The organism is Qipengyuania pacifica (genome assembly GCF_019711555.1).
Lineage (GTDB): Bacteria > Pseudomonadota > Alphaproteobacteria > Sphingomonadales > Sphingomonadaceae > Qipengyuania > Qipengyuania pacifica.
On sequence record NZ_JAIGNQ010000006.1, the window covers coordinates 1 to 14818 of the forward strand.

Consider the following 14818-nt stretch of genomic DNA (forward strand, 5'->3'; position numbering starts at 1 on the left):
TATGACACCGCGATCAGTGTCGATACCGACGCTCAGGTAATAAGTTTTCGCGAAGGCGAAGCCCGAGCCATCATTCAGAGCATCTTGGTTTAACAAAGCGCCGTTCGCGGCCGTGACCCCGAAAGAAAAGGGCGTGTTGCAATCCAGCTTGAGCCGAAAGCGCAACTGTGCGGCGTTCTCAAGATCTGTGGGAGCCGTAGCCGAAAGGGGGCTGGCTCCGATAAAACCGCATCGCGGCGCTATATCGGCATTGACGTCAATAGTTATTGCGTCGGCTTGGCCGAACGCAGGTGACGCGGAGACAATTAGACTAGCAAAGGTTAACTTGAGAGTCGCTTTAATCGCCCGGAGCGCAGGCGCCCATGTCATGCATCGCAGCTTTGCAATCATCGCGCCCCCCCTTTTTAAATGCAGCTTCGCAAAGGAAAAATCTTCAGCGACTAATCGCGGCTTTTGCGGAACTGCGGATACCGCCAAAGCGATTTCCTAACGATTGGTGAATCGCCCGCTAAATGGTTTTCCGATCTGCGAGAAAGAGAATGGCGCGCGCGTCCCAATTCGGCACGTCTGCTATTGGCAGTCTTGTATAGGTCGTAACTATCTGTGGCCCGTCAGCTTTTGCCGAAGACATACAAGACGATAAGAGCAGGTTCGTCGGCAGCCATGAGTAAGCAGAAGCAAGCCGGGAAACGACCGCAATACTGGCGTCAGCTGGCCGAAGTGTTGTCGCGACCGAACGGCAGTCCGCAAATGTCCCGAGCGGGGACATCCTGAGCAATACCGCTTTGGCCATTTGGGGCCGAGGAGAAATGCAATGGGCTAGTCACAATTTGATGCAGCAACGCGGCACTGACCTGCTTGGTATGCTGGCGAGAATGTAGGATCCAAGCGACCACTCACACAGAAGCAGATTTGGAAGATTCGCATTCATCTCGCTCGCGAAGGACGATTGAGAGACAAGGCCCTTTTTGATCTTGCGATCGACAGCAAACTGCACGGATGTGATTTGGCGAAAAATCAAGATCGGCGACGTGGTCGCGGGTGCCGAAATACGCCATCGGGTAACTGTCATTCAACAAAAGACCAACCGACCGGTGCAATTCGAGCTGACCAACGATGTGCGTGCCACATTGCTAGCGTGGCTTGAACGTAGAGGCGGCTCAATTGGCGATTGTCTGTTTTCCAGCTGTATCGACCTTGCAGGCTACATGAGCACGCGACAGTCTGCACGCCTAGTTGACGAATGGGTGATCGCGATCGGACTGCGGAAGGCCTAGTACGGCACGCACTCGTTTCGGCGGACGAAAAGCGTGATGCGACCCGAACTTCGTTATTCGTTTCTATCTTGCCCGGTGCCTAACTTTTGCTAAAGGCCCGCCGCCCCGCCGTTGACGGGTGCAAACAGAGGGCATAATTTTAATGAAATCAGTTTCTTTTGGTGTCGCTGCGGTTGTCGCAGCACTGGCCATTCCCGCCGCAGCACAAGATGTTGCAACAATGGGTGGCCCGCGTATTGAAGTGCGCGCCGGCTACGATAACGTGTCGCTGGATGTCGATTACGATGACGGCGTCGACAGCTTCAGCGAAAGCGACGGCACCGATGGCATCGCTTACGGCGGTGAGATCGGTTATGATTACAACTACGGCAGTGGCTCGATTGGCGCCTATGCAGGGGTCGACTTTGCATCCACCGATGTTTGTTCGGAATTCTACGGTGCCGACGAACTCTGCCTCAAGGCTGGACGCAACTTCACCGTAGGCGGGCGGTTGGGCTACATGATTGGTTCCGACGCGCTGTTTTACGGGAAAGCCGGCTATTCGAACGGGCGTATCAGGCTCACTTACGAGGATTTTGAAAACATCCTCGACGACTTCGATGAAGGCGAGAACCTGGACGGCTTCCATGTTGGCGCCGGTGCAGAAGTTCAGCTTTCTGGCAGCAGCTACGCTAAGCTCGAATATGTCTACACGCAGTATAATGCATTCGATTACAGCGATACCGATGTCGACGTAGACGTGGACCTCAATCGCCACCAAGTTCTGCTTGGCCTCGGCGTCCGGTTCTAAAGCCGTTAACTCAATTACCGGGCACGGCGGAGTGATCCGCCGTGTCTTTTTCATGTAATTGGCGCGCCCGAAGGTGTTGGCACATACCAGCGTTTTTAGGCCGCTGGTTTACCGCAGGTTTCTTCGGGATCGGCGGAGGCTTCTTCATCGTGCTGAGACTGATGCTCGCCAACTCCACGCCACTTCAATATGCCTTGGGAAGCTCGTTGGCGGCAATAACTGCGCTTGGACTGACGACGGACGGCTCCAATGCTTTGTCCGGCTTCATTAATTGGCAGATCACCAGCTTGCTGGTTGCCGGAGGGATCTTGGGCACCTTGTCCGGTATCGTCATCGGCAAGAAGCTCGGTGCGCGTGAGGCCTTGCTCGAGCGGGGATTTGCTGCCCTCGTCATAGCTATCGGAGCTTACATCGCAATCGTCGCGACTTGAAATGGATTGTCCTTTGGCAGCTTTTCGCGCTTTGGCGGCAAGAACCGGACAGTCCGCTCACAGCCCAGTTTCGGACCGACTGCTTTGCGCCCTATTAGCTGTCGTTCGAGCGAATTTAGCAATCGCCTATAAGCTGCCATTTATATGCTGAGTGCTAAGGGCAAGTCAGACTACGACTGTCCAAGTGAATCTCACGCCAATCCTGTCATTATTGTTGCGAGTTCGACTTGAGTACGGACATGTGCTTTGAAGTAGATACGCTTAAGATGCGAACGTACCGTGCTTTCGGCCGACCCAGTCAGGCGAGCGATCGCGCGAGGTCCGGCGCCGTTCGCGATGTGTGCGGCGATCAGTGCCTCGGTCGCAGTGAACCCAAAAACCTGCCGTGCGACTGCTGCGAGATCCTCTACGCGCCGGTTGAGTAGAGATGGCAACACTAGCACCGCGCGTCGAATGCGAAGCGCTTCTATGGCGGGGAACGGCTGGAAACGGACAAACAAAGGGCTTCCGTTGCGGTCGCGCAGCACGGTTGCACCGTGAGCGCGCCGATCGGCGTTCGAATCGAAGGCATCGGTATGGGCCAACGCCAAGTCTGTCGCACTCGCGTGGTGCGCCGCGACCAGAATACCATTTGATGCAACCAGCCAGTTGCCACGGCGTAGCATGTCTTCCGCGAGCGGTGACATCGCCAGTATGCGCCTGTCAGCGGCGCAAACGAAAGCGGCCTTGCCGATAGCTTCGAACGTACCGGCGACCAGTCTTTCCTGTTCGCCTTCCAGCGCAACGCGCGTCTTCACCGCTTTTGACAGTGTACGAGCAAGAGCATCGAACCTCTTGCGTTGCTCCGCCGGCATGTCACCTTGGGACGAGTCGCGCAAAACACCCGCACCGATCAAACAATCGTCCTCACGAAATAAATTGACGAGCCGCGAGTAACCGATCGAATTGCGCTCTATCCAGTCAGCGAATTCGGGCGAGCGCATCGCGTCGAGTCGAGGTGTGAAGCTGGCGTCGTCGAAGACGTCCATCTCACTCCGGACAAAGCCCGTTCGCACGCGGGAATTGATCCTCGGGTCGGCTCCTCCGGACCGGATGAACTCGGGCAAGGCTTCGGGATCCATCCCGGTCATTATATTGAAACTGACACCGCTGGCGGGATCGAAGCCGATTAGCTGGGCAGTTCGGCAGCCCGTTACTACCGCGATGGCTTCCAACGCCGACTGCCAGGTGGCGCGTGAAACGGCCGCATTCTCGATCAGCCGAATGGCTTCTGCATGGGTTTCTGCTGCTCGCACCCATCTCTGGTAGGTCCGCAAAGCATCATCGCAATACCAAAATTAATTTAGTCTAGGCCTGCATACCCCAAATGGGGGATGACCGATGCTTGCGTGCCGGTCTAGTTTCGGCGCAGGGACAAGGGGGTCAAGCAAACAAATGAGTATTGAGGGTTATTCCCGATCGCGTACGGGTGCGGTCGTTGCTGCAATTTTGGTGACCGGCGTAGGCGGCCCGGCGCTGGCGCAGACGCTGCCAAGTCGAGAGCAGATCGAATTGCCGCATCTCACCCCGCTGGAAACCACAACGCAGGTTTCGGTCGAGCGCGCGCCGCAGTCCCTCGCCTGCCCCTTTTCTAATAGCGAGCTTGCCGCCGACATCCGGTCTGTAATCTTCACAGATGGCGCGGGCGGAGCATTGCCAGCGGACGTGGCGCAAGTGCTCGCGGGCATCGAGCCGGTCGCTGGCAACCAGCCGCTGTCGCAAATATGCGCCTTGCGCGACGCTGCGGCCGACCGCTTGCGCAACGCGGGATATATTGCCGCAGTGACAATCCCAGAGCAGGAGATTGGAAAATCGAGCGGCACATTGCGGCTTGCCGTGCTGCTTGGCCGGCTGGTCGCCGTCGAGGTGGTCGGCGACAGCGGCGGACAGGCCGCCCGGATCGCCGCACGTATCGAGCGGCTCAAAACCTTGTATCCGCTGCGGACCGCCGACCTGGAGCGGGAATTGCTGCTGGCATCGGACAATCCCGGCGTCGACGTCAGCTTAAACCTCGCCTCCGCGGGCCGCCCGGGCGAACTCATCGGCAAACTGTCAGTGGCGCGTAAGACCTTCGCGCTGACCGCCAACGTCAACAATTTCGGTTCCAAGGCCCTCGGCCGCGAAATCGGAACCGTCCGTGCCGAACTCTATGGATTGACCGGTCTTGCGGATGTCACCTTCATCGGTGCGAGCAGTTCCCTCGACTTCGAAGAGCAGTGGAGCGTCCAGGGTGGGCATTACTTCTCGCTCGACAGCGGCGCAACGTTCGGCGGCAGCCTCGCATATTCCGAATCCCGGCCCGACATCGGCCTGCCCATCCGCGCCAAATCCCTTCTCGGGTCGATCGAAGGCTACGCACCGATCGTCCGGACGGTCGCAGCGCGCGGGACAATCGGCGGCGGGCTGGAAATCATTGACCAGAAGAGCAACCTGGTTGCGGGCGGAATTTCGGTGCCGGTCACCCGGGACAAACTGCGCGTCGCCTTTGTTAAGGTCGAAGGCACACGCCGCGGCTTCGCGTCCGATGGTTCGATAGCGTCACTGTTTTCCGGCACTCTGCAAGTGCGCAAGGGCCTCGACATTCTGGGTGCGAGCGAACGCGGTGCCGGCTCGGGTGGCTATTTCCCGAGTAAGCTGGAAGGCGATCCGACCGCGCTGGTGGTGCGGGGCGGGTTTGCAAACCTCATGCGCTGGGGCAGGTTCGGCCTGCTCACGGAATTGCAGGGCCAGTATTCGGCCAAGGCCCTGCTCGCCTTCGAGGAATTCTCGGTCGGCAACTACACGATCGGGCGGGGGTATGATCCTTCAGCCACATCTGGCGACAGCGCTCTGGGGGTGCGGGTCCAGCCCAGCGTCACCATCCCCGCGTCTCGCGTAACGATCGAACCATACGCCTTCTTCGATGCGGTCCGGATCTGGAACAAAGACAGCTTCACGAGCGAGAACGGGCGCAGCCTGCTTTCTGCAGGGGCCGGCGCCAGGTTCTATCTCGGGAGCAGGTTCATGCTCGATGCCGCCTACGCGCATCCGTTCGACAAGCCGTTGGGCCTGCCGCTCGTCAAGCGCTCACCCGATCGCTTCCTCCTCTCCCTTACCGCCTCTTTCGGCCCGTCGGCCCGCTAAGCGCCAGCAAAGGAATCGCAGCCATGCTCGCCAAGAAGTTCCGCATCGCCCTCGCCACCACCGTGGCGATCCCGCTCTTCGCCGTTGCCGCGCCCGCCATGGGACAGGTCGTGAATGCGGGCGATCTTCAGGATTCCTACGACAGTGCCGGCAATCCCGGGCAGATCGTGGTTACCAATCCCAACGCCAGCACCGCCAATGTCAGTGTCCTGGCGCCTGTCGTCGTGGCAAACTGGAACCAGTTCAATGTGCCAGCGAACACGACGCTGAACGTATCGAACGCATCGGCCGCAGCGCAGGCCTCGCTTCTCAACCGTGTCATAGGCGGTAGCTTCTCCGACATCAGCGGAACGATCAATGCCGCTGGCGTCAACCTGTGGCTGATTAACCAGAACGGCATCCTTTTCGGGGATACGGCATCAGTCAGCGCATCGAGTTTTTTTGCTTCCACTGCGGATGTCAGTGATGCCGATTTCTTCGATTTTTACGAGGGGACCAATCTCGCTGGCAACGGAACTGCCAACGTACGCTTCCAAACAAACCCGGCTGCAACAACGTTCATCGGTGCTTTCGGAGGGACAACCTCCTCCCCGAGATTTGTAACGGACGGCACCTTGTTGTTCGTCGGTCCGGCATTGAACTTGACGGGCACATTCGATGCCGGAACCGGCAAGGCAAGCTTCATCGCAGCGACCGACGTCGAAGTTACGTTCAACGTTGGCAGCCCGGTTGGCTACACGATTACCGCCGGCACGACGGTGGCCGACCAGATGATCGACGGCTCAATCGCGGGTAACTCGACCGACTTCGTCTTCGCGCTGCAAAGTTCTACCGGTGTGTTGAACGGTCTGCTGACCGTGGACGCCGACGTGGCGACCAACGCCGTCTCGACCGATCGCGGCATCTACCTGTTCACCACCGGCAATATCCCTGCCTCGGTCACCGTCGGCGGCGCGTGGAACTCGAGCGGCGGCATCGAGACCGACGTCAATGGCGATCTCACGATCAGCCAGAACGCCAGCGGGAGCTACGCCAACGTCCAAGCCACCGGCGACATCACGACGCAGGGCATTTCGGCGACAAGCTTCGGCATTGACATCGACAGCACCGGGGCGGGCGACATCTCGGTCGGTGCACTGAACGCGGTCACCGACGTGGCGATCGATACCAGTGGCGGCCAGCTGTCCGGCACGTCGGTCAACGCCAGTGGTAATTTCACGGTCGGCGCTTTTGCCGAACCGAACCCGGTGACGTTCACCGGCAACATCACCGCGGGCACCGTCGACATCGAGAGCGGCGGCGCGCTAACCCTCGAAGACGTGACAGCTACCGCGGGCAGGATGGACCTCGCCGCGATGGGCGCGCTGAACGCCGGCACGCTGACCGCGACCGGACTCGTAGCGGTCAACACGTCGGGTTCGGTCACGCTCGATGCGATCACCGCCGACAGCGACGGGACCGGCGGCGAAGGTGTCGCGCTCGGGAACGTCACGACGCCCGCCTCGATCGTTATCGCGGGGACGACCAGCGGTGGTTCCGCGACCATCCGCAGCCTCAATAACATCGCGCTAGGCAACGTCACCTCAACTGCGGGCCTGATCGATATCGACACCACGAACGGCTCACTTTCGGCGGGCGCGGTGTCGGCCACCGGCGGTGACGCGCGGCTCACCGCGGTCACTTCCGTCACGACGACATCGATCAACTCGACCGCCGCGATCGACGTGGACAGCACGGCCAGCGGCAACCTCAACCTCGGTAATCTCAACGCCGGAACTACGATCAATCTCGACACCGGCGGCGCCGTCGCGTTCGGCAGCGCCAATGCCAGCGGCCTGTTCGCTATCGGCGCGTCAGTCGATCCCAGCAGTATCACCGCGACCGGCAACGTCGTGGTGGGGAGCGTCGATTTTGATTCTGTGAATGCCCTCAATACAACAAACATCACCGCCACCGCCGGCGGGATCGACATTGACGCCCGTTCGACCACGGCAGGCGCGCTGAGCGCGGCGACCGGCATTACGGTCGACGGAACCGGCGCCGTCAATCTCGCCTCGGCCACGGCGGACAGCGACAACAACAATTCCGGCGTGCTCGTCATAGGTGGGAACGTGAGGCCGTCAGCGCTGACGGTTGCGGGAACATCGAAGGGAACCGCCGCCCTGCTCCAGGCGGTCGGCAACGTCTCGCTGGGCAGCGTGACATCTACCGTTGGCACGACCGACGTCTACAGCACCAATGGCGGGATCACCGCAGGCGCAGTGAGCGCCGCGGGCGCCGCGATCGTCCGCGCGCGGGGCGGCATCACTACCACCGCGATCACCTCGGCTGGCTCGATCGACGTCGACAGCCTCAATCTTGGCGCGCTGGATCTCGGCAATCTGTCGTCCGGGTCGATGATTACGCTGGATACCGCCGGCACGCTGAGGTTCGGCAACGTGACGACGCCCAACCAGTTGAGCATCGGATCGGTGTTCGTCCCGACATCGATCGTATCGTCCGGCACGATCATCGCGAACCGGCTGGACGTGCGCACGACCGGCGGGCTGAACTTCGTCGCCGCCAACCAGATTGACAGCCTTGGGACGATCTCCGCCGGCGGGCCTGTCGCGATCAATTCGACCAAGAACCTCTCGATCGGCGGTCCGGTCACGGCCATAGGGCAGGACGTCACCTTGACGTCCTCCGGCAACCTCACGATTGGCAGCACCGGCACGGTTACCGGCAAGATCGTTGCCGTTTCGGGTACTGGCAACTTCACCAACCAGCGCGGCGCCGACGCGATCGCCGCGAGCGATCACTGGGTCGTCTATTCGAATGCGCCCGCCGGCAACACGTTCGGCAATTTGGATAGCGGCAACACCGCGATCTGGAATGCGGCAATCGCCACGCTGGCGCCGACCGCAGTGTCCGGCAATCGCTATGTTTTCGCCTATCAGCCCACGCTGACCGTATCCTCCACCAGCCTGAGCAAAGTGTATGGCACCGATCTGACTGGCATGCTGAACGGGTATTACACGGTTAGCGGCTTCCAGCCGGGCGTGGCGGGAGCCTACCTCGCCGACACGGCGGCGAACATCCTGACGGGAGCGCCAACGGTCACGTCGGCCGGCGCAGCCGAGCGGGCTGTTGTCGCGGGCAGTCCGTATGTCATGGATGTCGAGCTGGGCACCCTCGCAGCCAGCAGGGGCTATGCCATCGCACTGAGCGACGCCGGTACGCTTACGGTCACGCCGAAGCCGGTGAGCGCGTCGGTAGCGGCGAACGACAAGACCTACGACGGCACGACGGCCGGAACCGGCGACATCTCGTCCACCGGCTTCCTGGTGGGCGACGACGTAACCATCACCGGCACGACCTACACCTTCTCGGACAAGAACGCCGGGACCGACAAAACCGTTACCATCGGCGGTGCAACCCTGAGCGGAAGTGACGCGGGGAACTATACCCTGACCATTCCCACCAGCATGCTCGCCGACATCTTCGCCAAGGCGATCAGTGCGAGCGTGGTGGCCGACGACAAAACGTATGACGGCACGACCGCGGCGATCGGTTCGCTGACGTTGAACGGCGTCGTGGCCGGCGACGATCTCGGCACGAGCGGAACGACCTTCACGTTCGCCGACAAGAATGCGGGTGCCGACAAAACCGTTACCGTGAGCGGCACCACGCTGACCGGTACAGATGCGGGCAACTATGTCCTCACCGTACCGGCGACAACACTGGCCGATATCTTTGCCCGGTCCATCGGCGCGACGGTGACCGCCGACCACAAGACGTACGACGGTACGACCTCGGCCACCGGCTCGGTTACACTCACCGGAGTTCTGGCCGGGGACGATCTCAGCACGAGCGGGACGACGTTCACGTTCTCCGACAAGAACACCGGTACCGACAAGACGGTGACGGTCAGCGGAACCACGCTGACCGGTGCGGACGCGGGCAACTACGTCGTGACCGTTCCCGCATCCACACTGGCGGACATTTTCGCCAAGGCAATCTCCGCCACCGTGAGCGCGAACGACAAGACGTACGACGGGACTACTGCGGCGACTGGTTCGGTGTCGCTTATCGGTGTCGTCGCGGGCGACAGTGTCGGAACGGCCGGCACGGCGTTCACCTTCTCGGACAAGAATGTCGGGGCGGACAAGACGGTTGCCGTCGGCGGTACAACGCTCACCGGTACCGACGCGGGCAATTACGCCCTCACCGTGCCGACCTCGACGCTGGCGGATATCTTCGTGAAGACGATCATGGCCACGGTCGCTGCCGACGACAAGACATACGACGGAACGACGGCGGGTACCGGTTCGGTGTCCCTGTTAGGCGTCGTCACCGGCGACAGCGTCGCCACCAATGGCACGACCTTCGCCTTCGCCGACAAGAACGCGGGGATCGACAAGACCGTGATCATCGGCGGCACGACGCTCACTGGCGCGGATGCCGGAAACTACACCGTCAGCGTGCCGACCAGCGCGATGGCCGATATCCTTGCCAAGGCCATTACCGCCACGGCCACCGCAAACGACAAGATCTACGACGGCACTACCATGACGACAGGTGCGCTGACGCTGAACGGTGTCGTCGCGGGCGACAGCGTAAATACCACCGGCACGGCATTCGCGTTTGCGAACAAAAATGCCGGCACGGACAAGATCGTGACCGCATCGGGGGCCATGCTCACTGGCGCGGAAGCGGGCAACTATACGCTGACCGGCACGGCGACTGCTCTCGCCGACATTCTCGCCAAGGCGATCACTGGATCGGTGAATGTGAGCGACAAGGTCTATGACGGGACCACCGCCGCAACCGGAACGGTCACGCTGACGGGGGTCGTCGCGGGCGACGCGGTGTCGACGACCGGCACGACCTTCGCCTTTGTCGACCAGACTGCAGGCACTGATAAGACAGTTCGAGTGGGTGGTACCGCGCTGGCAGGTGCGGATAGCGGCAACTATACGCTGACCCTGCCGGCGACGGCTCTCGCTGACATCCTGAAGCGAGCGATCGAGATTGTCGCTTTGGACGGATCGAAATTGCTGGGACAGGTCGATCCTGCGCTGGCCTTCACAGTGGGCGGTGCGGGGCTCATCGCTGGCGATTCGCTGACCGGTGCATTGCAGCGTGCTCCTGGCGAGAACGTCGGTACTTACGCAATTGGGCAAGGCTCGCTGACCGCGGGAGCAAATTACACGATCACGTTTACCGGAGGGACCTTCACTGTACGGCCCGCGTCGGTGCCAAACACGCTTCGCACCACGCAATTGCCGAGCGAGGTCGATGGGCTGCGCGGCGGAAGCGGTGTCACGATCGAAATGAGCGATCTGTGTCCCGAGGACGATAAATATTGCGCCCTCTGAACAGTATTTCTTGGTCTTGGATGGAAAGGGTCAGATAGACAGTGGCAATGTAACCTCAGTGTGCCGGGCATAAGGCTGCAATTTCAGCAGGTTCCTGTTTTGTATTGATTCTCAGGGCGCCATCGGCATTTGCTGGTCTAACGATTGGTAGAACGGGGGATGACCGCTTCGCCTTGAGATTTACTCGAACCGGACAGTCGTCTTGCGGCCCAATAGCCGTCGAACAGCAATACTTCTAAATCTCGACTATTGAACGTATTCGTAGTGCGAACCGAAAGCTGCCATTCGCTAGGGATGGATGCTTTTTGGCTAAGTGCCTTATAGGTAATCTACAATCAATCCTGGGTTCGCGCTCAGCTTGCAGCTACCTCCGCCATTATGAAGACGTTTGAAAAAGCGTTCCAAAGGGCCTTCTAAAGGTATAAGTTCCACAAAAATTGATACGAAACCGCTGATTACCACAATGTTATGCAATAGCTGGAATCACATAAACCAGTTTTGCCCCATTTTGAGACAAAATTCATCCTGTCGTGTCGTTACAATTCATGTGGTGAGGTTTCTTTAGGTTGCTTCTTGCGACCCGAAGGGCACGGTATTTCTCGTGTTCTCAACTTAAGGCCTCACCGCACGGTGAGGCCTTTTTTTAATTCTAGGGGATCTCATGCAGGATTAGCTTGCCTGCGCCGTCATAGTATTTCCATAGTGGCTAGTGTGGAATGCTCATTGCTACTCCTGCTTTCAAATCCGCTCATTGTCGATCCAACCCTCTTACGACATTTCCCGGCACATTTAACGCGCCGTCGAAAAATCTGAATTCGAAATCAACATTTTGATACGTGGGAATACGGTCAAAAGATGCTCGCAGCGAAACTACGGTTAACCATTCGCGGTTAGAACAAGGTAATGATGTCCCTTCGTTCCCGAGCGGAATACATAGCCCTTCCCAGTCCGCTTCTGACCGGCTTTGGCTATTTTATTGCAGCTGTGATCACGCTGCGGATGGTCGATGAGCTTAACAGTATTGCCGTCATCTGGCCCGCGAGCGGATTCTTGCTTGCAGTTTTGCTGCTGCAGAACAATTTTTCCGCTTACCCCCACGTTCTCTCGGCCGCTCTGGGAAGCCTCGCTGCAAATATAATCGATAACGGTCAGCTAGCAGTTTCTGCTGCGTATACATTCGCCAACATGTTCGAGCCCATGGCGATCGCCGCCATTTTAAAGGCGAAGCTCGCGCGGCGCTTATCGTTTTCATCACCTCAGCACCTCTTTTGGTTTGCATTTGCCGCAGTGATTGGATGCGCCTGTAGCGCAACGATAGCCAACGCTCTTACTCCCATGGCCACAGCCGAATTTTTGTTTTCGTGGTTTTCCACCGACCTACTGGGCATTTTGATAGTCACACCGCTCTTGATGGTCGCTCACCGAGCTTTCAGAAATCGCGGGATCGTCACCGGGCCTTCAAAGGTCATCGAGGCAACGGCAATCTTTGCTCTTGTAGGGGCGGTATCATGGGTGACCTTTTATCAGCTTGATGCAACGATGCTGTTTTTGCAGATGTTTGTCGTTCTCACCGCTGCGTCGCGCCTAGGTCCATTAGGAGCGGCTGGGGGTGTCTTAATTGTAGCGTGCGTGGGAGGTTTCTCGTTTGACGTCTGGAGCCATACCAACGCGTTCTTCGGCACGGGCCTTCGTGGCAAAAGCCTCTTTTTTCAATTCTACTTGCTGACCTTGTTTGCAGCTTCGTTGCCCATCGCGGCTTTGCTCGCTGAACGCGACCGCATTCTTGCCCGTCTAAGTGAGGAAAAACGTCTGCTTCAACTCGCAGAGGACAATGCAGATATTGGACACTGGTGGCTCGATGTAGATACTCAAACTATTCGTTGGTCTCGCGGCGTGTTTAGTATCTTTGGCCTCCCCGAAGGGAGTCCTCCACCCTTAGAGGCGGCTATCGACGCGTATCACCCTGATGATCGCCACATAGTCACCAACCATATTGAGAAAGCTATTGCGGACCGTCAAGGCTTTGAATTCAGAGCCAGGATCATACGACCGGATGGGCAAATCCGTCACGTGCGTTCGCGTGGGGAACTTGATCACCATAGCGATCGTGATCGTATGGGGCTCTTCGGCATAGTCCAAGACGTGACACAACAGGTCACCCACGAACTTTCAATTACCGAGGCACGTAGCCGGGCGGAAGAAGCAGCTCTTTCGGCGAAAATACTAGCGGATACTGATCAGTTAACACAGATTCCTAATCGCCGGCGCGTCACAGCAGATCTAACGAACGCCATGATGACTTCGAGAAGCGATGGAAACGCAGTATCGGTGGCGCTTTTCGATATCGACCACTTTAAACGGGTGAATGACACGTTCGGTCATCAGATGGGTGACGAAGTGCTGAAGCGCGTGGCGGAGACCGCGACCGCCGCGGTCCGTGCAGGTGATATCGTAGGCCGGTTTGGTGGGGAGGAATTTGTTATCGTCCTGCCCAACACCACCGCTAAAACTGCAATGTTGATCGCCGAACGAGTTCGTATGGCAATCGAGAAAGCCGGAACCACGCCGGCAGTCACAATTAGCGTTGGGGTCGCTGAACGCACTCAGAAGGAAGACGTTGAGAGTTTGCTTCAAGGAGCAGATCAGGCTTTATACTTGGCTAAACGTGAAGGTCGTAACACCGTTAGATTGGCCGCATAGAATCTACGATAACCGTTCCCTTTAAGAACACCGTAGAATGCACCACGTAGCATTCAGTCGCTGAGATTATTTCATGGATCCAACTTGATGCCTGCCGTCTCCTCGAGCGCCGGCGGAACTTCGGCAATTGTTGGCACCGTATTCTGCCATCGCGTTGGCATAACCTTCTTCAACGCCGACGTAGTAACCTAGACGCCCGCTCTGGGTGCTGCGCGGTACACTCGGTTATTCGGAAATCTAATACTAAACTACTAAAACTACGCAACTTTACCATTGCGATTCATTGGTTGATCTTGAGCACAGTTTATGACCCCAATCGCTCACCAAAGTGTTTCCCGCCGAGAATTTGATCATCGTTCGCCACACGGAAAAGATTAACCGAAGCACATACCAGCGCCAAAGTCCAACCCAAGGGTAAGTGTTGGCTAGCTCATTAAAACCATCTTTTCAGAATAAGTTGCTTCCTTGTCTGCAAGAATTTTGTCATATTGTTTTTCAGGCTGGGCATAAGAGCTTTGGATTCGAGGAACTAAACCCCTGTTTCTCAACTTACGATGCGACCCGTACCGAACTCTGTGCTCAGCCACCTTCGAATTTGTCGGCTTTGCATAATTGTTTTCGGCGCCGTTGCTAATTGCTTGCTCTCGGTGGCCTTTAGCCTCGGGAGGCATCCGCGTGAGCTCACGGTTGAGTGATGGGGTAGTCAATCGGATGTGAGTGTGGGAAATACGCGCACCGCGTCGAGAAGACACGCTGATAGACTGACCTTTGCTTCGAGCCTGTGTAAATGGCGTTGGCGCTCGCTCAATCTTCTTAATGAGAGACGATTGGAACAAGGATGTGAGCGGTCAAGCCCCCGCAAGGGTTTCGCGAGAACTTCAAAGAACCATTGAACCTAGTCAGCAATATATGTGCCGTTGGAATCCCGAGGCCGAAGCCGTCGGTATTTCTCTGCCGGGCTTGATCGATGCGGAAGAACGGTTCCAATAATGAGGGGAATTGATCCTCGTCCACCCCAGGCCCTTGATCGATGATGTCTATCGTATAGCCGCTTTTACCGACACGGACCGCAACCTCAGCCGAGCCAGCAAACTGAAC

At 58.2% G+C, this 14818-nt stretch carries 8 protein-coding genes and 1 pseudogene; 6 read left to right on the plus strand and 3 right to left on the minus strand.

All coding sequences use genetic code 11. The annotated features are described in order from the left end of the window. Positions 1 to 390, minus strand: a 390-nt coding sequence (locus tag K3177_RS15195) for a hypothetical protein (RefSeq protein WP_221598953.1), incomplete at its 3' end; no start/stop codon positions are given. 469 nt (positions 391 to 859) lie between these two features. Between K3177_RS15195 and K3177_RS15200 the strand changes: the two are divergent. The 3 genes and pseudogenes from K3177_RS15200 to K3177_RS15210 all read left to right on the plus strand — a co-directional run. Further along, a pseudogene (locus K3177_RS15200) lies at positions 860 to 1274 on the plus strand (site-specific integrase); the annotation flags it as partial. Positions 1275 to 1419: 145 nt separating this feature from the next. After that, positions 1420 to 2067, plus strand: a complete 648-nt coding sequence (locus K3177_RS15205) for an outer membrane protein (protein WP_221598954.1) — start codon at positions 1420 to 1422, stop codon at positions 2065 to 2067. A gap of 41 nt (positions 2068 to 2108) precedes the next feature. After that, positions 2109 to 2498, plus strand: a complete 390-nt coding sequence (locus K3177_RS15210; RefSeq protein ID WP_221598955.1) for a TSUP family transporter — start codon at positions 2109 to 2111, stop codon at positions 2496 to 2498. A 191-nt stretch (positions 2499 to 2689) separates the two neighbouring features. Here K3177_RS15210 and K3177_RS15215 read toward each other — a convergent pair whose 3' ends face one another. Next, positions 2690 to 3793: a helix-turn-helix transcriptional regulator gene (locus K3177_RS15215; protein WP_221598956.1), complete on the minus strand. Its 1104-nt coding sequence runs from the start codon at positions 3791 to 3793 to the stop codon at positions 2690 to 2692. A 139-nt stretch (positions 3794 to 3932) separates the two neighbouring features. On the opposite strand from K3177_RS15215, the gene K3177_RS15220 reads away from it, so the two are divergent. The 3 genes from K3177_RS15220 (at position 3933) to K3177_RS15230 (ending at position 13720) form a co-directional block, all read left to right on the plus strand. Continuing rightward, the gene (locus K3177_RS15220) at positions 3933 to 5660 is read left to right on the plus strand and encodes a ShlB/FhaC/HecB family hemolysin secretion/activation protein (protein WP_221598957.1); all 1728 of its coding nucleotides are present in this window, start codon (positions 3933 to 3935) and stop codon (positions 5658 to 5660) included. Between the two features lie 23 nt (positions 5661 to 5683). Further along, complete coding sequence (locus K3177_RS15225; protein WP_221598958.1) at positions 5684 to 11020, plus strand: beta strand repeat-containing protein; 5337 nt, start codon at positions 5684 to 5686, stop codon at positions 11018 to 11020. Between the two features lie 903 nt (positions 11021 to 11923). Further along, positions 11924 to 13720 (plus strand): sensor domain-containing diguanylate cyclase, encoded by a 1797-nt coding sequence (locus K3177_RS15230; protein ID WP_221598959.1) that lies wholly within the window; start codon positions 11924 to 11926, stop codon positions 13718 to 13720. Positions 13721 to 14533: 813 nt separating this feature from the next. On the opposite strand, the gene K3177_RS15235 is transcribed toward K3177_RS15230, so the two are convergent. Then, positions 14534 to 14818: ATP-binding protein (locus K3177_RS15235; protein WP_247714557.1), on the minus strand; the 285-nt coding region annotated here is incomplete at its 5' end.